At 64.9% G+C, this 18,578-nt stretch carries 15 protein-coding genes; 9 read left to right on the top strand and 6 right to left on the bottom strand.

The window, feature by feature from the left end; genetic code table 11:
* Positions 1-26 precede the first annotated feature (26 nt).
* Positions 27-1,088 carry an SDR family oxidoreductase gene (locus N5B55_RS21345; protein ID WP_304539979.1) on the bottom strand — a complete coding sequence of 354 codons (1,062 nt, stop codon included), beginning with the start codon at positions 1,086-1,088 and terminating at the stop codon, positions 27-29.
* Positions 1,089-1,233: 145 nt separating this feature from the next.
* Between N5B55_RS21345 and N5B55_RS21340 the strand changes: the two genes are divergently transcribed.
* Together N5B55_RS21340 and N5B55_RS21335 are read left to right on the top strand one after the other, a co-directional pair.
* On the top strand, positions 1,234-2,106 hold the full coding sequence (locus tag N5B55_RS21340; RefSeq protein ID WP_304539978.1) for a LysR family transcriptional regulator: 873 nt from the start codon (positions 1,234-1,236) through the stop codon (positions 2,104-2,106).
* A gap of 117 nt (positions 2,107-2,223) precedes the next feature.
* Positions 2,224-3,177: a chemotaxis protein gene (locus N5B55_RS21335; protein WP_065855533.1), complete on the top strand. Its 954-nt coding sequence runs from the start codon at positions 2,224-2,226 to the stop codon at positions 3,175-3,177.
* A 56-nt stretch (positions 3,178-3,233) separates the two neighbouring features.
* Here N5B55_RS21335 and N5B55_RS21330 read toward each other — a convergent pair whose 3' ends face one another.
* A complete protein-coding gene (locus N5B55_RS21330; protein ID WP_304539977.1) occupies positions 3,234-3,746 on the bottom strand; it encodes a hypothetical protein in 513 nt (170 codons plus the stop codon).
* 109 nt (positions 3,747-3,855) lie between these two features.
* Positions 3,856-4,980, bottom strand: a complete 1,125-nt coding sequence (locus N5B55_RS21325; protein WP_304539976.1) for a zinc-binding metallopeptidase family protein — start codon at positions 4,978-4,980, stop codon at positions 3,856-3,858.
* Positions 4,981-5,233: 253 nt separating this feature from the next.
* Here N5B55_RS21325 and N5B55_RS21320 point away from each other — a divergent pair, with 253 nt between their 5' ends.
* From N5B55_RS21320 to N5B55_RS21310, 3 genes are read left to right on the top strand one after another with little or no spacing between them, the layout of a single operon-like run.
* Positions 5,234-8,647 carry a transglutaminase family protein gene (locus N5B55_RS21320; RefSeq protein ID WP_304539975.1) on the top strand — a complete coding sequence of 1,138 codons (3,414 nt, stop codon included), beginning with the start codon at positions 5,234-5,236 and terminating at the stop codon, positions 8,645-8,647.
* Positions 8,648-8,666: 19 nt separating this feature from the next.
* Positions 8,667-11,255 (top strand): circularly permuted type 2 ATP-grasp protein, encoded by a 2,589-nt coding sequence (locus N5B55_RS21315; protein WP_304539974.1) that lies wholly within the window; start codon positions 8,667-8,669, stop codon positions 11,253-11,255.
* Positions 11,255-12,184 carry a transglutaminase family protein gene (locus N5B55_RS21310; RefSeq protein ID WP_175402345.1) on the top strand — a complete coding sequence of 310 codons (930 nt, stop codon included), beginning with the start codon at positions 11,255-11,257 and terminating at the stop codon, positions 12,182-12,184. Before N5B55_RS21315 ends, N5B55_RS21310 begins: the two co-directional genes overlap by 1 nt.
* Here N5B55_RS21310 and N5B55_RS21305 read toward each other — a convergent pair.
* The 3 genes from N5B55_RS21305 to N5B55_RS21295 all read right to left on the bottom strand — a co-directional run bounded on the left by N5B55_RS21305 (position 12,181) and on the right by N5B55_RS21295 (position 15,210).
* Positions 12,181-13,566, bottom strand: coding sequence for an LLM class flavin-dependent oxidoreductase (locus N5B55_RS21305; RefSeq protein WP_304539973.1), 1,386 nt, complete (start codon positions 13,564-13,566; stop codon positions 12,181-12,183). The genes N5B55_RS21310 and N5B55_RS21305 overlap by 4 nt on opposite strands.
* Positions 13,567-13,571: 5 nt before the next feature.
* Positions 13,572-14,411, bottom strand: coding sequence for a hypothetical protein (locus tag N5B55_RS21300; protein ID WP_304539972.1), 840 nt, complete (start codon positions 14,409-14,411; stop codon positions 13,572-13,574).
* A gap of 154 nt (positions 14,412-14,565) precedes the next feature.
* Positions 14,566-15,210: a TetR/AcrR family transcriptional regulator gene (locus N5B55_RS21295; protein WP_009239864.1), complete on the bottom strand. Its 645-nt coding sequence runs from the start codon at positions 15,208-15,210 to the stop codon at positions 14,566-14,568.
* A gap of 125 nt (positions 15,211-15,335) precedes the next feature.
* On the opposite strand from N5B55_RS21295, the gene N5B55_RS21290 reads away from it, so the two are divergent.
* From N5B55_RS21290 to N5B55_RS21275, 4 genes are all read left to right on the top strand, one after another.
* Entirely contained in the window at positions 15,336-15,767 is a 432-nt protein-coding gene (locus N5B55_RS21290) for a YybH family protein (protein ID WP_304539971.1), read from the top strand.
* Positions 15,768-15,865: 98 nt separating this feature from the next.
* On the top strand, positions 15,866-16,297 hold the full coding sequence (locus N5B55_RS21285; protein ID WP_009239862.1) for a VOC family protein: 432 nt from the start codon (positions 15,866-15,868) through the stop codon (positions 16,295-16,297).
* Positions 16,298-16,530: 233 nt separating this feature from the next.
* Positions 16,531-17,058 carry an SRPBCC family protein gene (locus N5B55_RS21280; protein ID WP_304539970.1) on the top strand — a complete coding sequence of 176 codons (528 nt, stop codon included), beginning with the start codon at positions 16,531-16,533 and terminating at the stop codon, positions 17,056-17,058.
* A gap of 40 nt (positions 17,059-17,098) precedes the next feature.
* Complete coding sequence (locus tag N5B55_RS21275; RefSeq protein ID WP_304539969.1) at positions 17,099-18,547, top strand: DHA2 family efflux MFS transporter permease subunit; 1,449 nt, start codon at positions 17,099-17,101, stop codon at positions 18,545-18,547.
* Positions 18,548-18,578: the final 31 nt, after the last annotated feature.

Below are 18,578 nucleotides of genomic sequence, written 5' to 3'. Positions count from 1 at the left end.
CGCTCCCGCAGGGGCATCCGGATGCTCTACACCGGAATGATTCTGCGCCGGCGCAAGTCGTCAAAGATGCGCATGAACATCGCTTCCGTCTCCACGAATTCGTGAAAGCCGAAGCGGCGTGCCTTGGAGCCGTCACCGAACATGTCGTAATCCCACGAGAAGACGAAGTCGGCAAAGCGCCACGAAGACACATCGCCGTAGGGCGTGTTCGCCAAACCATGCCTGGCGATCATGCTTTGCCAGAGCGGCGCCTTGTCGGCCATGACGGTGTCGAGCGACAAGGGCAGCGGCGGGGCGACTTCCAGATCAAAGTACCGCGCGATCCTGGGCCACATTTCGCTCCAGCGGAACAGGTCGCCGTTGTTGATGTTGAAGGCCTGGTTGGCGCAGCGCGGGTCGGTGGCGGCCCACACCGTGGCGCGGGCCAGCAGGCCGGCATCGGTCATTTCCAGCAGGTGGTCGTATGCGCCAGGCTTGCCGGGAAAGCGCAGCGGCAGGCCGAGTTCTTTCGAGATCGACGCGTACATGGCAATGGCCACGGCCAGGTTCATCGGGTTGCCCAGAGCGAAGCCGCCCACCACCGCCGGGCGAATGGCCGACCATGTCCATGTCTTGCCCGCCTGGCGTGCTTCCAGGAAGGTCTGCTGGTCGAACATGAATTCCGGCGGCATGAAATGCGCATCGGTCTCGCGCGCCGGCGTCTTGAAAGGCCCGAGGTGACCGCCGTAGACCTTGTAGCCCTGCATCAGGCTGATGTGCGCGAGGCGGGGCGACGCGGCTTCGATGGCGTCGACCGCGTTGATCAGCATGGCAAGGTTGGGCGGAACGAGTTCTGCCCAGGTCGGGCGGTCCTGATAAGCGGCGTAAAAGAGGTGCGTGACGTTGTCCAGTTCGCTGAGCTTGGCGCGCGTGTCGGCCGCGTCGAGCAGGTCGACGGCGATGTGCGTGATGCGCTCCGTCGATGCGCCGCCGCGGCGCGAAAGGCCGACGATGCGCCAGTCATCCAATGTGGCGAGGTGCTCGACCAAGTTGCGGCCGATCACGCCCTGCGCACCCACGACGAGCGCGACTTTGTCCGGTGTAGTCATGTTGATATTGGGGCGAGTCCAATGTAGCAATGGGAATGTCCACCAGTATGAGAACGCCCGGATCTGTGCGGTAGACTGCCTGCAAGCACATCATCTATGAATTGAAATCACAACGTCACGGCTCGATGTCAATCGCTTTGGCGAGATGGAAGTCTTCGTGCGGGTGGTGGAGGAGGGCGGTTTTTCCGCCGCGGCGCGCGCGTGCCGGATGACGCCGTCGGCGGTGAGCAAGCTGGTGGCACGGTTGGAGACCCGCCTCGGCGCGCGCTTGGTGAACCGCTCCACGCGGCGCTTGCAGCTCACGCCAGAGGGTGCGGCGTTCTACGAGCGCAGCGTGACAGTGCTGGCCGATCTCGACGAGGCGGAGCGCGAGGCTTCCGCCGGGGCGCAGCCTTCAGGGCGTTTGCGCATCAATTCGAATGTGCCGGTCGGCACGCATGTGCTGCTGCCGATCGTGCCGGCTTTTCTGGCGTGTCATCCGGAGGTGTCGCTCGACATTGCGCTCACGGATCGCGTGGTCGATCTGCTGGAAGATCGCACCGATGTTGCCCTGCGCAGCGGGCCGCTGAAGAGTTCGCGGCTGGTGGCGCGCAAGCTCGGGCAGACGCGCTTGATGGTGGTGGCGTCGCCGGCCTATCTGGCGCGCGCCGGCACGCCGCGCACGCCGGCTGATTTAGCGCGCCACAACTGCCTGACCTTCAGCTACGTACGTGCCGAAAACGCCTGGCCCTTTGCCAAGCGCGGTCGCCGCACCGAGTTCACCCCGCAGGGCAACACGCAGATCAGCGATGGCGAGGCGCTGCGGGCTGTGGCGGTGGCCGGCCTGGGGTTGGCGCGCCTGGCCGAGTTCCAGGTGCGCGCCGATCTTGAGGCAGGCCGCCTCGTCCCCGTCCTGGAGGACTACAACCCCGGCGAGACCGAAGACATCCATGCCGTCTATGTCGGCCAGGGGGCGCATCTGCCCGCGCGCGTGCGGGCGTTTCTCGATTTTCTGGTCGCGCACGTGAAGATTGCCTAGGCTTGCGATCCCCCTCCCTGGAAGGGCGTGGGCTTCACATTCTCAAAACGCCTTCAAGTTGCCAAATGCCGTGCCGTTTACCGCCACATAACGTGTGCATGAACGGGGGAAGACGCAATGTCACAGCATTCGCAGCACGAAGTCGATGAACGTACCAATCTGACGAACAACAACCGCTTTGAGCTGTTGTTGTTCCGCCTGGGCGAATCTGCGCGCTCCAACCAGCGCGAGATGTTCGGCATTAACGTGTTCAAGGTGCGCGAGATCATGGTCATGCCGCCTGTGACGCATGTTGCGGATGCCGGCGCCCATATCCTGGGTGCGGTCAACGTGCGAGGGCAGATCATTCCCGTGATCGATCTCGCCAGCGTGATCGGTACCAAGAACGGCAATGCCAACATCCTGCTGATTACCGAATACGCGCGCTCCACCCAAGGCTTTGCGGTGGAAGAAGTGGACGAGATCGTGCGCCTCGAATGGAGCCAGATCTTTCCGGCCGAGGCGAGCGTGGGCAGCAGCAACATCACGAGCCTGGCGCGCCTGGACGGCAACGCCGACAACTCGCGCCTGGCGCAGGTCATCGACGTTGAGCAGATCCTGGTCGATGTATTCCCGACCCGCCGGACCGATCTGGCGCCCGACAACGACGAGCGTCCGATCAAGCTGCCGCCGGGTGCGAAGCTGCTGGTGGCGGATGATTCCGGTCTCGCGCGGTCGCTGATTGCCAACGGTCTCGAAGCCATGGGCGCGCCGTACCTGATGACCAAGAGCGGTCAGGAAGCGTGGGATACGCTGCAGAACATCGCACGCGATGCCGCCCGCGAAGGCAAGACCGTGCGCGACAAGATCGCACTGGTGCTGACCGACCTTGAAATGCCCGAGATGGACGGCTTTACGCTGACCCGCAAGATCAAAACCGAGCCGGCGTTCCAGTCGATTCCGGTGGTGATCCACTCGTCGCTGTCGGGCTCGGCCAACGAAGACCACGTACGCCGCGTCGGCGCCAACGGCTACGTCGCCAAATTCGAAGCCAACGAACTGGCGCAGGCCATCGCCTCTGCGCTGGGCTAAGCGCTAAGCCGGCGTCAGAGTCCCGGGCGGCGCGCAATGCGCCCCCGGGCCCTGCGTTACTTCCGGCTGTGGTGGCCTCCACCCAGCGGGTCGACGACGATCATGGTGCGATCGAGCAGGCCGTTGTCGTCAAAGAGCGCGTTGAAATGCGCCTGCTGGGTCCCGGCGACGTACATCCGATATGACCAAGCCTCCCGCTTCATCAGCGGGTAGTACTGCGTCGGCTCTTTTGGTGTGCCGAAGCGCTCAAGTACATCGCGCTTGGTCCACACACCGGGGCGGGCCTCGTAAATCTCCTTCTCTGTCAGCATTTGCCGGTAGCCGGTGAGCTTGCCGTTGGCATCGAAATCGGCGGCATACACCTCATGCCCGAGGGGCTGCTTGGAATAGATCCAGCGGTGCGTGCCGCCCGCCAGCTGATAGGTTTCGGTGGGTGCCCCAAAGGTTTCTCGCACGGCACTTTCTGGCTGGCCGATCATCTTTTGCGCGGTTTGCACAGGGGTGAGCGAGGCGCACGCGCACAGGGCAAGTGCCGTCAGGCTGATCCAACTGCTGGGTCGTCTTGGCATGGCGTTCTCCGGAAGAGGCGGGATTGACCTTCAGGATGGTAAACACCCCAGCCGCACGAATTATTCCCTCGATCCAAACTGGCGCCTGTGCTGCACAACATTGGTGCGTTCAACCGGGTTTGCGGGCGCTGGCAGCGATGACGCGGTGCACGAAACGCAGCTTGTCGATCACCGGGGATGCCAGCGTAAACGGGTAGCCATCTGGCTGGCCCAGGCTGCGATTCAGGCTGTTGAGCACGTAGGTGAGCGGAAACCAGCGGCTCATCAGGTTGTTGAAGCTCGCTTCTTCCACGGGGGTCTGGTCCGTCAATTCGGGCTCTTGCGGATGGTCTGGCAGCAGAGCCAGTCCATACGACACGGCGGTGTCCAGGGCGTCGACCATGTGCAGGTAGTGCGCCCAGGTTTCAGCCCAGTCTTCCCACGGGTGCATGGTGGCGTAGGCGCTGATGTAGTGCTGCGCCCAGTCGGGCGGCGGCCCGTTGTCGTAATGCGCCTTGAGGGCATCGGCATAGCTGGCGCGCTCATCGCCAAACAACTGGCGGAACTGGGGCTCCCACATCGGTTTGCCGGCGATCAGGCGGTCAAAGAAGTAATGCCCGGATTCGTGGCGGAAGTGGCCGAGCAGCGTGCGATACGGCTCGCGCAGCTCGGTGCGGGCTTTTTCGCGCGCGGCATCATCTGCTTCGGCAATGTTGAGCGTGATGCGGCCGTGGTCGTGGCCGGTCATCACCGGCTCGCTGTCTTCCTTGCTTTCCAGAAACGCGAACTCCAACCCGGTCTCGGGGTTCTCCTGCCGCGATTCCAGCGGCAGCCCCAGCGTTATGAGCGTATAGAGCAGCCGGCGCTTGGCCACCTCCATCTTGTACCAATAGAACCGGTTTTCCGGCACGGTCAGGTCGGGGATGGTGCTGGTGAACTGGCAAGCGCGACACAATGTGTCGGGCGAATCGGCCGGGATCATCCAGTTGCAGACATTTTCGACCGCGTAGTTGTGGCATTGACGGTAGAGCCCGCCCTGTGCGTCGGGGTGAAGGCTGCGCCAGCGCTTGTCGGCGGCATTTGCCGTCTCCGGCGGCTGCCCTGTCTGCGCTGTCTCGGACGGCTCGTCGACAGGTTCAAACGCGCTGATCTGGCTCACGTCAGGCAGGTAGCCGAGCAGGGCATTGCAGCGCTCGCACAAGACGTTTTCGAAAAAGACGAGTTGCTGGCAACGGTTGCAGTGGAACGTTTTCATGGCGGTCCGGGGGCGGGGCAGGGGCTGGCGTCTTGGGGGTAGCTTTCCACCCAAAGGGGGTGGCGTGGCGGCGGCCAGCTGTACAGCACAGCAAGCGTTGTACCGCATTGGCGTGTCATACGCACGGAGGTGCATGCGTGGCACGATGGCCTGCCGTCCCGAGCACGGTATGCCGCGCCAGCGGCATGAACCTTGCTTCAACCGGCCGCCGGCACGGCGCCGGCACGCCATTACGAGCCACCGAGGAGTCCGTGTGTCGATCCGAGTCGCGCTGAACCACGTTACCCATTATCGCTACGACCGGCTCGTCGAGCTGTCGCCGCAGGTGGTGCGCCTGCGGCCAGCGCCGCACTGCCGCACGCCCATCCATTCGTATTCCATGCGGGTGGAGCCGGCCGAGCATTTCATCAACTGGCAGCAAGACGCGTTTGCCAATTACCAGGCGCGGCTGGTGTTTCCGCACAAGACGCGCGAATTCAAGGTGACCATCGACCTGGTCGCCGAGATGGCGGTCTACAACCCGTTCGATTTTTTCCTGGCGCCCGAGGCGGAGTCGTTCCCCTTCAGCTACGCCGACGACCTCGCCGCTGAGCTGGCGCCCTACCTCGTCAAGCGCGAAATGACGCCGAACTTTGCGGCGTTTGTCGCCAGCATCGACCGCACGCCGCGCCGCACGGTGGATTTTCTGGTGGGGCTGAACCAGCGCCTGCAGCACGACATCCGCTACCTGATCCGCATGGAGCCCGGGGTGCAGACGCCGGAAGAGACGCTGTCGCTCGGCTCCGGCTCGTGCCGCGACACGGGCTGGCTGATGGTGCAGACGCTGCGCCAATTGGGGCTGGCGGCGCGCTTTGTGTCCGGCTACCTGCTGCAGCTCACGCCTGACGTAAAGGCCGTCGATGGCCCCAGCGGCACCGAGGTCGACTTTACCGACCTGCACGCCTGGTGCGAGGTCTACCTGCCGGGCGCCGGGTGGATCGGCTTTGACCCGACCTCAGGCCTGCTGGCGGGGGAGGGCCATATTCCCGTGGCGTGCACGCCCGAGCCCGGCAGCGCGGCGCCCATCTCGGGCGCGGTGGACGAATGCGAGGTCGAATTCGAGCACACGATGTCGATCACGCGCGTGCGGGAAGCGCCGCGCGTGACCAAGCCCTACACCGAGGCGCACTGGGCCGATGTCGTGCGCATGGGTGCGCAGGTGGACGCCGAACTCGACGCCATGGACGTGCGCCTGACCATGGGCGGCGAGCCCACCTTCGTGGCCGTGCGCGACCGCGATGCCGCCGAGTGGAACACCGATGCCCTCGGCCCGACCAAGCGCAGCTACGCCGTGGCGCTCATGGACAGGCTGCGCCAACGCTATGGCGCCAACGGCTTCCTGCATATCGGCCAGGGCAAGTGGTACCCCGGCGAGCAACTGCCGCGCTGGGCCCTGTCGCTCTACTGGCGCGTCGATGGGCAGCCCTGCTGGAACGATCCCACGCTGTTTGCCGACGAACGCGAGCCCGGCCGCTACACCTCTGCCGATGCGCAGCGCTTTCTGCATCATCTGGCGCGCAAGCTGTCGGTTGACGAGCAGTGCATCCAGGCCGGCTACGAAGACACGTGGTACTACCTCTGGCGCGAGCGGCGCCTGCCCGTGAATGTCGACCCGTTTGATTCGCGGCTCGACGATGAAATGGAGCGCGTGCGCCTGCGCCGCGTATTCGACGCCGGCCTATCTGCCGTGACGGGCTACGTGTTGCCGCTCGCGCGCAATGACGATGCCACGCTGGCCGGCCCGCGCTGGGTCACCGGCCCGTGGTTCTTCCGCGATGAACGTATGTACCTGATTCCGGGCGATTCGCCGATGGGTTATCGCTTGCCGCTCGACTCGCTGCCGTGGGTCAGCAAGAGCGACTATCCGTATCAGCATGCGCACGATCCGTTCGGCCCAAGCGCGCCGCTGCGTACGGCGGCCGAGCTGCGCATGCAATACCAGAGCGAGTCTGCCGGCGCGGTAGCGAAAGCCACATCGGCCACATCTGCTGAACGGGGCACCGGCTTGCGGGCCGATGCTCGCCTGCCTGCGCAGAACGAATCCGCATCATGGGTCCATCGCACCGCGCTGTGCGTGGAAGCGCGCGACCCGGCCCGGGCTGCCGGCCCCAAGGTCGAGAACGACACCTTCGGTTCTGGACACAGTCAGCTGCACGTTTTCATGCCGCCGCTGACGGAGTTGGACGACTATCTCGACCTGCTGGCCGCCGTGGAGGCGACCGCCGCCGAGCTGCAGGTGCAGGTGGTCATCGAAGGCTATCCGCCGCCGCGCGACCCGCGCCTGAAGCTGCTGCAGGTGACCCCCGACCCCGGCGTGATCGAAGTCAACATCCACCCCGCCAGCAACTGGGAGCAACTGGTCGACCATACGGAATACCTGTACGAATCGGCCCACCAGTCATATCTGAGTACGGAGAAGTTCATGCTTGACGGCCGCCACACGGGCACCGGCGGCGGCAACCACTTCGTGCTGGGCGGGGCCACACCGGCCGACAGCCCGTTCCTGCGCCGCCCCGATCTGCTGGCAAGCCTGATTGCCTACTGGCACAACCATCCGTCGCTGTCCTACCTGTTCTCGGGGCTGTTCATCGGCCCGACCAGCCAGGCGCCGCGCGTGGACGAGGCACGCAATGATCAGGTGTATGAACTCGAGATCGCCTTTGCGGAGCTGCAGCACCAGCTCGATCGCCTGGGCGCTGCCAACGTTCCGCCCTGGCTGATCGACCGGATCCTGCGCAACATCCTGATCGACGTGACCGGCAACACGCACCGCGCCGAGTTCTGCATCGACAAGCTCTATTCACCCGACGGCCCGACGGGGCGCCTGGGCCTGCTGGAGTTGCGCGGCTTTGAAATGCCGCCGCACGCGCGCATGAGCCTCGTGCAGCAACTGCTGCTGCGCGCGCTGGTCGCCCGCTTCTGGAAGACGCCGTACACCACGCGCCTCACGCGTTGGGGTACCGAGCTGCACGATCGTTTTCTGCTCGGCACCTTCGTGCAGATGGACTTCGACGACGTGCTGGCCGATCTGCGCGAAGCGGGTTACGCCTTTGAACGCGAGTGGTTTGCACCGCATTTCTCGTTCCGCTTCCCGCTGGTGGGCGAGCTGCATACGGGCGGGATCTCGCTCACGCTCAGCGGCGCGCTGGAACCCTGGCACGTCATGGGCGAGGAGGGTGCCCAGGGCGGCACGGTGCGCTACGTCGATTCGTCGGTCGAGCGGCTTGAGGTGCGCGTGCTGGGCCTGAACGAGAACAGGCACGTGGTGACGGTCAACGGCATTCCCTTGCCATTGCAACCAACCGGCCGCGTGAGCGAGCAGGTGGCGGGGGTGCGCTTCCGGGCGTGGTCGCAGCCGTCGGCGCTGCACCCGACCATTGGCGTGCATGCGCCGCTGACGTTCGACTTGGCAGACACCTGGACCGGCCGCTCGCTGGGCGGTTGCCAGTATCATGTGGCGCATCCGGGTGGGCGCAACTACCAGACGTTTCCCGTCAACGCTTACGAGGCGGAAAGCCGCCGCCGCGCGCGCTTCTTCACCATCGGACACACGCCCGGGCCCATGGAAGTGCGGGCACCCGAGCGCAGTCTGGAGTTTCCGTTTACGCTGGATTTGCGCCGCTACTAATTTTCCAGCCAAGCCAATCTTGTCTTACCAGTCAACCCTGCCGCTTGAACCCACTGCCGCCCACGCGGATGTGCTGGCCCTCCTTCGGATGTTGCCGGCGCGGGAGGGCCACTGGGACGAGCTGCGTGACGCCACGGGCGCGTTGCGCGAACCGTGGCGGCAGTTTTTCGAGCACGTGCGTGAGCGGGGGATCGGCGGCCCGGTCGGACTGGAGCAGGCTCGCGCCTCCATCGCACAGCAAGTGCGGGACAACGACATCAGCTACAACGTCTACGCCGACAAGGGCGAGCCGCGCCCGTGGGCGCTCGATCTGCTGCCTTTCCTGATCGACCACGAGAGCTGGGCCGGGATCGAGCAGGGCGTGATGCAGCGCGCGCGGCTGCTCAATGCCATCGTGGCGGACACCTACGGGCCGCAATCATTGCTCACGCAGGGGCTGGTACCGCCCGCGCTGGTGTTCGGCCATCCCGGGTATCTGCGTGCGGTGCGCGGCTTTACGCCGCCGGGCGGCCAGTATCTCCACATCGTGGCTGTGGACCTGGGGCGTGCGCCCAGCGGCGAATGGATGGTGGTCGGCCATCGCACCGAAGCTCCGTCGGGCCTCGGCTATGCGCTCGAAAATCGGCTGATCGTCTCCGGCCTGTTTGCCGATGCCTTTCGTGAGTTGCGTGCCACGCGCCTGGCGCCGACGTACTCGCAGCTGATCAGTACGCTGGCCGCCGCCGCGCGCACCACCATGTCCGACGACGCGCCCGGCGATTCCCCGCACATTGCGCTGCTCACGCCGGGCCCATTCAGCGAAACGTATTTCGAGCACGCCTTCCTGGCGCGATACCTGGGCGTGACCCTGGTAGAGGGCAAGGACCTGACGGTGCGTGGCGACAAGCTGTACCTGAAGACCTTCAACGGCCTGGAACGCGTGCACGCCGTGCTGCGCCGCCTGGACGACGTGTTCTGCGACCCGGTGGAGCTGCGCGCCGATTCCACCATTGGGGTGCCGGGCTTGCTGCAGGTGATGCGCGCAGGCAACGTGATGGTGTCGAACGTGCCGGGCGCGGGGTTTGTCGAATCCCCGGCCATGCTGGGCTTCTTGCCGGGGATTGCGCAGGCGTTGCTCGGCGAGCCCCTCGCCCTGCCCAGCGTGCCGACTTGGTGGTGCGGCGAGGCCTTGGCGCGCGATGAAGCGCAGGCCCGCTTGTCGGCCGGGTTCCTGTTGCCAACGTGGCCCGGATTCCACGCCGACGGCCCGCCCGGTATGGCGGGTGGCCCGCAATCGCTGGCCGACTGGCGCGCGCGCATTGACGGCGCGCCGGATACCTTCACGGTGCAGGCCCCGTTTCCGTATTCCTGCACGCCGCGCTACGAAGCCGGCATGCTCGCCGGCAGGCCGTCTGTGCTGCGCGTGTTTGCCATTGCCGATATGGCGGGCGGCTGGCACGTCATGCCTGGCGGTTTTACGCGCCTGGCGGCGGAGCGGCAGGCTTCGGCGTCGATGCAGATGGGCGGCAGCAGCGTCGATACCTGGGTGTTGTCGAATCAGCCGCAGCCGGCTGCGCCGTTTTCCTTGCTGCCATCGCCGATGCGCCCGGCGGACCTTGCGCGCAAGCACCGTACGGTGTCGAGCCGCGCGGCAGAAAACCTGTTCTGGTCTGGCCGCTATGGCGAGCGCGCTGAAAACGGCGTGCGCCTATGTCGCCTGATTCTCGGCTCGCTGGAGGCCAGCGACGCCGATACCATGTTTGGCACGCTGACGGAGCTGGCGGCCGAATGTGGCCTCATCTTCAGCGCCGATGTGTTTGCGCGCAGCAGCCCCGGCGCATTCGAGCGCGCGCTGGTGGCGGGATTGAGCGAGCAGTCGGGCACGGCGGGAATTGGCCAATGCCTGGCCGCGCAGGCGCGCTCCTCCGGTGAGGTGCGCGGGCGCCTGTCGAACGACCACTGGAGAACCATCCTCGCCGCGCGCAACGATTTTCGCGATGGGCTGGCCAACCTCACGGCCGAAGGCCCGCACGACCGTGTGGCGCTGGTCGATCTGCTCGAATATCTGGCAACGCAGCTCTCCGCCATCAGCGGTGCGCAGGGTGACCGCATGACGCGCGACGAGGCGTGGCGCCTGTTGTTTGCCGGCCGCCATATCGAGCGCGTGTGGGCCATGGCGACGTTCCTGCGCGTGATTGCGGAGCAGGGCAAGCTGGCCACCGCCGAGGGTTTTGATCTGCTGCTGCAACTGTTCGATAGCACGCTCACCTACCGATCGTTGTATCCCGGGCGGCTGGAGGTGCCGGCGCTGCTGGACCTGCTGGTGGTCGAGTCGACCAACCCGCGCGGGTTGTACGGCGTGTACGACCGGCTGCGGACCAAGCTGGCGCAGATCGAACGCGCCGCTGCCCCGATATCCGCCCAGCGCCGCCCACCGTTTGCGGACCTGATGCCCGCGGTCGATACGCTGCCCTCGCTGGAGGCGCTGTGCGAAGCCGATGCCGACGGCCGCTACGCCAACCTCGTCGCCCTGTGCGAGAAGCTGTGCGACTACGTGGCCGCCGCATCCAACGAGATCAGCGCGCGCTACTTCAGCCACGCCAGCACGCCAACCGCGCAGGTGGCCTGATGGATGCACGCGCGGCGCTGCTGACGGTATCGCACAGCACGGTCTATCACTACGCAACGGCTGTCGAGACGGCGCAGCATCTGGCGACCATTCGCCCGCGTGCGTGTCCGTGGCAAGCGGTTGTTGAGCACACCGAACAGATCGAGCCTGTGCCCTCGTATCTGACCAGCCGTGTCGATGGCTTCGGCAACGACGTGCTGTATTTCTCGCTGGATACGCCGCACGACAGCCTGCGCATGACGAGCAAGACCACGGTGCGCCTGCTGCCGCGCTGGACCGATCTGGATCCGGTCGCCACGCCGGGGTGGGAGTCAGTCGCGCAGCGCTTGCGCTATCAGGCCGGGTCGACGTTTTATCCCGAAGCCGAGTTCTGCTTTGCTTCGCCCAACATTGCGCTGAGCCCGGAACTGGAGCGTTATGCGCGTGCGAGCTTTGCCGCCGGCACGCCGATCGTGGCCGGCGCCATCGACCTGATGCATCGCCTGCATGCCGATTTTGAATACGCGCCCACCGCGACCGCTTTCGATACACCGGCCACGCAGGCGTTTGGCTTGCGCCGGGGCGTCTGCCAGGACTTTGCGCAAGTGATGATCGGCTGCCTGCGCGCGCTGGGGTTGCCCGCACGCTATGTGAGCGGCTATCTACGGACCGAACCGCCGGCCGGGCAACCGCGCCTGATTGGCGCCGATGCCTCGCACGCGTGGGTGTCGGTGTTCTGCCCGCAAAGCGGCTGGGTCGATCTTGACCCGACCAACGACGTGCTGGCCGACCTCGATCACGTCACCCTGGCCATCGGGCGGGATTACAGCGATGTTTCTCTGCTGCGGGGCATGATCCTCGGCGGGGGCGAGCATCAGGTGGAGGTTGCGGTCAGCGTGCGGGAAGAGATGGCCGCCCGAGAACCTGTTCACGATGAGAGCAAGCCCTAGGGTTGGTCCGCCAGCTCCCGTGCGGGTTGCCGGCGCCGTCGTGCGCCCGGGTGCGCGTCCGGCAATCGGTCGGCGCCAAACAGCTTGCGGCGCAGGGTGCCCGGCGCATAGGCGGTCTTGTAGACACCGCGGTTCTGCAACTCCGGCACGACCAGATCGATGAAGTCCGCATAGCTTTCGGGCGTGACCGTGCGCGCCAGGTTGAAGCCGTCGATGTCGGTCACATCCATCCACTGCTGCAGCGCGTCGGCGACCTGCTGCGGGTCACCGACGATCGTGGCGTATCGGCCACCCAAGGCAAGTTGGTCGAGCAAGCGCCGCACCGTGAACTGCGTATCGCCGCCGGTGGCGCGGCGGATGGATGACTCGATCGCATTCGTCTTCACCGCACGCAGCGGATCGTCCAACGCATAGGTCGAATAGTCGACGCCGGAGCCTGCCGAGAAATGCGCCAGGCCGGCTTCGGCGCTGGCATAGCGTTGGTATTCGGCAAGCTTCTCACGCGCAAGTTTTTCCGTCTTGTCGACCACGACGGTGATGCCCATGAAGACTTTGACGTCATCCGCGCGGCGCCCGGCCTGCACGGCAGCCTGACGCAACTGCGCCACCTGATCGCGTGTGGCCGATTGGCTTTGGCCCGACAGAAACACGCACTCCGCATGCTGCCCGGCAAAGGTCTGCCCACGCGCGGACGAGCCCGCCTGGAACAGCACCGGCGTGCGTTGCGGAGACGGCTCGCTCAGGTGGTAGCCCTCCACGTCGTAATAGCGACCGTGATGCTGGATACGGTGCACCTTGTCGGGCCGTGCAAACACGCGTGCGGCACGATCGCGCAGCACCGCATCGTCTTCCCAGCTGCCTTCCCACAGCTGGTAGACCACATCGAGAAACTCATCGGCGCGGTCGTAACGCTCGTCGTGTGCAATCTGCTCGCGCAGGCCCATGGCGCGCGCAGCGCTGTCCAGATAGCCCGTGACGATGTTCCAGCCGACCCGGCCGTCGGTCAGGTGATCGAGCGTGCAGAAGCGCCGCGCAAACAGGTACGGCGCTTCATAGGTCAGGTTGACGGTCAGGCCAAAGCCGAGATGCTCTGTCACGCCCGCCATGGCCGACACCAGCATCAGCGGATCATTCACCGGCAGTTGGATCGACTCGCGCAGCGTCAGGTCGGCAGACTGCTGATAGACGTCGTACACGCCCACGATATCGGCGATGAACAGTCCGTCGAACAAGCCCCGTTCCAGCAGCTTGGCGAGGTCGGTCCAATAGCTGAGCTTGCGGTAGTCGGCCGACGTATCGCGCGGATGGGTCCACAGCCCGTGGTTGATGTGGCCCACGCAGTTCATGTTGAACGCGTTGAGCAGGATCGATTTCTTGGACATTGCGATCAGGTGCCGAGGCTGGTGAGGGCCGGCAGGGCGTCGGCAGAGCGTTGCAGCAATACGCCCAGAATCTCGCGCCGCCATGCGTCGTACAGCGGCACGTAGTTGCGCGTGTCGATGCCTGCTGCGCGTTCGTTCAACGCCCACGATTCGCGCAGGTAATCACCGAGCAGCACCTGCAGCTTGTCGTCGGCTTCGAGCACTTGACCCACGAGCTGCTCGCGCTCGCTGTCCGATGCCGCATCGAGCTTGCGGTGCCACCACTCGGTGATGAGGATGCGGTGCACCTCCTCGTCCGGCATGATGCGGTTCTCGGCAAAGTCGCGGTTGGCAAGATCGAGCACGCGCGACGTGCGTCGATTGACTTGCAGCCGCGCGAGGATGTGATGCTCGTAGTGGAATTCCCACGCGAGAAACGCGGCCTGGCTGGTCAGTGGGTAGTCGCCCAGAACATCCCAGTGGTGGCGCACATCGCGGACGATGCGCTCGATCTGATCGCGCCCCGACAGCACGCGAATGCGCTCGCGCGAAGCCACTGCGTGGAACCCGTCATCGCCGATCTGGCGCGACAGTGCGAGCTGGAAGTCGGGCTCATTGCGAAACAGCCGGTCCAACCCAGCGCTGGCCAGTTGCACGATGAAAAGGTCGTGCGCCGCGTTCCACACTGCGTAGTCAATCACGCCTTCCAGTTCTTCCGCTGTTTGTGCGTCGCGCGGCGGTTCCGTGCGTGCGGGTGGCAGGTGGGGCGCATGCACGGCGGCAACGCGGTCGAACAGGTCTTTTTCCAGCGCGGCGCCGTAGCGCGTGTGTGCTGAGCCGATGGTTTCGAGATGGGCTTGGGTCATGCTGACATCCTCGTCGCGGAGGGTCGCTCCGGTTGATGGGGCATGCACCCGCGGGGTGAGCGGGTGCAGCGAGGCTGTCATCGTTGCATTGAAGCTTGTGCAGGCAAACGAAGCGTTGCGCATGTCGTAAGACGCTGCGCGCACATGGCGCGCTCTAGAGGCCGTTCTCCACCATTTCGACCACGCGCAGGGCGATGGCGCCGGTTTGCTCCGGCGGGCGGCTGCGCAACGGACCGTCGATGATGAGCAGTGCGAGCCCATGCACGGCAGACCAGGCAAGGTATTCGGCACCGGGGCGGCGCTCGGCGGGTAGCACGCCAGCGGCAGTCATGCGATCCAGCGCAAGACCCAGCAGCTGAAACGGGTTGCGTCCGCTATCGCCCGCCTTGGCGGGGTCGGCGTCGTTTTCCACCTCATCGGGTACGGCGAAGGCGGTGCGGAACAAACCGGTCTCCATTTGCGCAAAACGGAGGTAACCCACACCAATTGCGCGCAGTGAAGCGCGTGCTTGTGCGTCCGCCGGCCAGGTTGGGTCGATGGATTCGAGTTCGGCCTCCATGGCGCGGGCCAGCGCCGCGAGTGACGCTGCGCGTACCGCCTGCAGCAAATCGAGCCGCCCCGCGAAGTGACGATATGCGGCATTTGGCGCGACACCTGCGCGGCGGGTGGCCTCGCGCAACACGATGGCCTCCGGCCCGCCGGCACGTGCGAGTTCAATGCCGGCGTCGAGCAGCGCGCGCCGCAGGTCGCCATGGCGGTACGTTGCGCGCACGGGCGGGCGGGGTGGTTCCTGGGTCATGCGATGAAACTCCGCAAAAGCGATGTGGACACTGTTCATTATGTCTGCTATCGTTTGTGGACAGTGTTCACAAATCAACACTAGGCGCTGTTACGCAGGATGCCAAGCGCTTTCAGGAGGTCCATATGACAAACGCAAGCGAGGCCGTGGACGACGCATCCCGGCTGCGCAGCCTGATTGAGGCGTGGGCAGAAGCCGTTCGCGCCAAGGACATCGATGCCGTGATGCGTCACTACGCGCCGGACGTCGTCGTGTTTGACGTCATGCCGCCGTTGTTTGTGAAAGGCGCAGAGGCGTATCGCCGTAACTGGCAGGGTTGGTTCGATGCGCTGGATGGCCAGGCGGATTTCCACTTCGTTGAATTGCACCTCGAGGTGAGTGGCGACCTGGCCTATTGCTTCAGCGTGAACCGCCTGCGTGCGCGGTATCGAGACGGTGCAAAGCACGATGCGCAAACGCGCGCCACCGTGTGCTTTCGCAAGATCGATGGGCGCTGGCTGGTGGTTCATGAACACGCCTCGGTTCCCATGCCGGTACCCGAGACGGCGTGCAGTTGAGTTCTTCGACCAAGCCAAGAAGCGCTTTCCCCCCACCGCGTGAGGACGTAGCCAGCGCGCGGTATTGCAGTCCCCCAAGTCCACCTCAAGGAGTTGTGATGCAAGTTCAACCGTATCTGTTCTTCGAAGGTCGTTGTGAAGAGGCGCTGGAGTTCTACAAGAAGACGCTCAGCGCCAAGGTCGATGTGGTGATGCACTACAAGGATGCGCCCAAGGACGCGCAGCCCACTGCCGAGCAATGTGGCGGCATGGCGCCCCCGCTCGACAAGGTGATGCACGCCGCCTTCCGCGTTGGCGAAACCCAGATCCTGGCATCTGACGGCATGGCCGGCGGCAAGACGGATTTCAAGGGTTTCGGGTTGTCGGTGAGCGTGGCCGACAACGCCGCTGCGGAGCGTACCTTCAAGGCACTCGGCGACGGCGGCCACGTCACGATGCCGATGTCCGAAACGTTTTTCGCCCACGCGTTCGGCATGGTGACCGATCGTTTTGGCATCACTTGGATGGTGATCGCGCCCAAGCCGATGTAATGGCCGTGCGTATGAAAACGGCCGCCGCACGGTGGCCGTTCTACGCAAACTCGTAGTCGGCCTGCCTTGGAGCAGGGCCGTGGCCCGGTGCTAGACTGCGCGATTACCGGGGCCTTACCAATATCAACGAAACCACCCCCCGGGTGATGATCGGCTGTTCTCGCCGCGACCCTTTGCATGGCCTGCGCAAAGGCGTCTATTCACCTGCTGCCCCCTTTGTTGGAGCGTTCTTCATGCTGAAGATCATTGCGATCGTCATCGTTGTCGCGATTGTTGCTGTGCTGGGTTTTGCGGCCACGCGTCCGGACACCTTCCGTGTGCAACGCGAGATCGACATCAAGGCGCCGCCTGAAAAGGTGTTTGCCTTGATCGACGATTTCCACCGCTGGACGGTGTGGTCTCCGTGGGAGAAGCGTGACCCGGCGATGAAGCGCACCTATGGCGGGCCTGTCAGTGGCAAAGGCGCGAACTATGCGTGGGATGGCTCGCGGGAAGTGGGGGCAGGGCGCATGGAGATCGTCGATGCAGCATTGCCCAGCCGCATCCAGATTCAGCTGGATTTCCTGAAACCGTTCGAAGCGCACAACACGGCAGAATTCACGCTCAAGCCTGCCGGCGATGTGACGCACGTCACCTGGGCAATGTATGGCCCAAGCCCATTCATCTCCAAGGTGATGGGCCTGTTCTTCAGTATGGACGCCATGATCGGCAAGGACTTTGAAGCCGGTCTCGCCAATCTCAAATCGGCTGCACAATCCTGAGCGCCATTCAGGCGCGCCAGCCCATCATAGGAGTGATTCCATGACGCATGGCATTGACGAACGCAAGCGCTGGCTTGCCCTCATCGTGCTCTGCCTGGGCGTACTGATGATCGTGCTGGACACGACCATCGTGAACGTTGCGCTGCCGTCCATCCAAGCAGACCTGGGTTTTACCGAAACCTCCCTCGTATGGGTGGTCAACGCCTACATGCTCACCTTTGGCGGCTGCCTGCTGCTGGGCGGGCGATTGGGTGATCTGTTCGGGCATCGCAAGCTGTTCCTGCTGGGGTTGACGCTGTTCACGCTGGCGTCCGCCGCATGCGGGCTGGCGAATTCGCAAGGGCTGCTGATTACGGCGCGCGCCGTGCAGGGGCTGGGCGGCGCGGTGGTGTCGGCGGTGTCGCTGTCGCTGATCATGAATCTGTTCACTTCGCCGGCGGACCGCGCCAAGGCAATGGGGATCTACGGCTTTGTCTGTGCGGGCGGCGGCAGCATCGGCGTGTTGCTTGGTGGCTTGCTGACGAGCACGCTGAGTTGGCACTGGATCTTTCTGGTCAACCTGCCGATTGGCGTGGCGGTGTACGCCGCCTGCGTGGCGTTGCTGCCGGTGGGCAAGCCGTTGGCCGATCGCACAAAACTGGACGTGGCAGGCGCGATTGCCGTGACCGCATCGCTGATGCTCGCGGTGTACGCCGTCGTGCACGGCAACGAAGCCGGTTGGACATCGACGCAGACGCTCACGCAGCTGGGCATTGCCATTGCGTTGATGATTGCGTTCCTGGTGATCGAATCGCGCGTGTCGCATCCGCTGATGCCGCTGCGTATGTTCGCGCTGCGCAACGTGGCCACTGCCAACGTGGTGGGCGTGCTGTGGGCGGCGGCGATGTTCGCCTGGTTCTTCATCTCGGCGCTGTACATGCAGCGGGTGCTCGACTACAGCGCCATGCAGGTGGGGCTGGCATTCCTGCCAGCCAACATCATCATGGCGGTGTTTTCGCTGGGCTTGTCGGCCAAGCTGGTGATGCGCTTTGGCATTCGCGCGCCGCTCTCGGTGGGTTTGCTGGTGGCCGGCATTGGGCTGGTGCTGTTTGCGCGCGCGCCTGCGGGCGGCAGCTTTGTACTCGACGTGCTGCCGGGCATGTTGTTGCTTGGCCTGGGCGCCGGTGTGGCGTTCAACCCGGTGCTACTGGCTGCCATGAGCGATGTGGCGCCCGATGAATCCGGTCTGGCGTCGGGCGTGGTCAATACGTCGTTCATGATGGGAGGTGCGTTGGGCCTGGCCATCCTGGCAAGTCTGGCGGCAGCGCGCACCGAAGGTTTGGCTGTGGCCGGGGCCGATGCCACGACAGCACTCAATGGCGGCTACCATCTCGCGTTCCTGCTGGGCGCGGTAGCAGCGTTGCTCGGTTCGGTGCTGGCGGGCGTGTTCGTGCGCACGCGCGCGCACGGACCGGCGCAGGCCGAAGCATCCTCGGCTGCGCCAGTCTGAGTCACCGAGAAAGGACCAACGAAGGGAGCGC

Origin of the sequence: Ralstonia pickettii, from assembly GCF_030582395.1 — a bacterium.
Lineage (GTDB): Bacteria > Pseudomonadota > Gammaproteobacteria > Burkholderiales > Burkholderiaceae > Ralstonia > Ralstonia pickettii_D.
Note: the sequence above shows the minus strand (reverse complement) of the source record. Positions and strands in the feature narration are given on the sequence as shown.

What these genes read in the sequence shown, in the direction of transcription:
- N5B55_RS21330 (WP_304539977.1), bottom strand. Translation starts at nt 3,746, where the DNA reads ATGCCAAGACGACCCAGCAGTTGGATCAGCCTGACGGCACTTGCCCTG.
- N5B55_RS21295 (WP_009239864.1), bottom strand. Translation starts at nt 15,210, where the DNA reads ATGACCCAGGAACCACCCCGCCCGCCCGTGCGCGCAACGTACCGCCAT.
- N5B55_RS21305 (WP_304539973.1), bottom strand. Translation starts at nt 13,566, where the DNA reads ATGTCCAAGAAATCGATCCTGCTCAACGCGTTCAACATGAACTGCGTG.
- N5B55_RS21280 (WP_304539970.1), top strand. Translation starts at nt 16,531, where the DNA reads ATGCTGAAGATCATTGCGATCGTCATCGTTGTCGCGATTGTTGCTGTG.
- N5B55_RS21345 (WP_304539979.1), bottom strand. Translation starts at nt 1,088, where the DNA reads ATGACTACACCGGACAAAGTCGCGCTCGTCGTGGGTGCGCAGGGCGTG.
- N5B55_RS21300 (WP_304539972.1), bottom strand. Translation starts at nt 14,411, where the DNA reads ATGACCCAAGCCCATCTCGAAACCATCGGCTCAGCACACACGCGCTAC.
- N5B55_RS21310 (WP_175402345.1), top strand. Translation starts at nt 11,255, where the DNA reads ATGGATGCACGCGCGGCGCTGCTGACGGTATCGCACAGCACGGTCTAT.
- N5B55_RS21335 (WP_065855533.1), top strand. Translation starts at nt 2,224, where the DNA reads ATGTCACAGCATTCGCAGCACGAAGTCGATGAACGTACCAATCTGACG.
- N5B55_RS21275 (WP_304539969.1), top strand. Translation starts at nt 17,099, where the DNA reads ATGACGCATGGCATTGACGAACGCAAGCGCTGGCTTGCCCTCATCGTG.
- N5B55_RS21290 (WP_304539971.1), top strand. Translation starts at nt 15,336, where the DNA reads ATGACAAACGCAAGCGAGGCCGTGGACGACGCATCCCGGCTGCGCAGC.
- N5B55_RS21340 (WP_304539978.1), top strand. Translation starts at nt 1,234, where the DNA reads ATGGAAGTCTTCGTGCGGGTGGTGGAGGAGGGCGGTTTTTCCGCCGCG.
- N5B55_RS21325 (WP_304539976.1), bottom strand. Translation starts at nt 4,980, where the DNA reads ATGAAAACGTTCCACTGCAACCGTTGCCAGCAACTCGTCTTTTTCGAA.
- N5B55_RS21285 (WP_009239862.1), top strand. Translation starts at nt 15,866, where the DNA reads ATGCAAGTTCAACCGTATCTGTTCTTCGAAGGTCGTTGTGAAGAGGCG.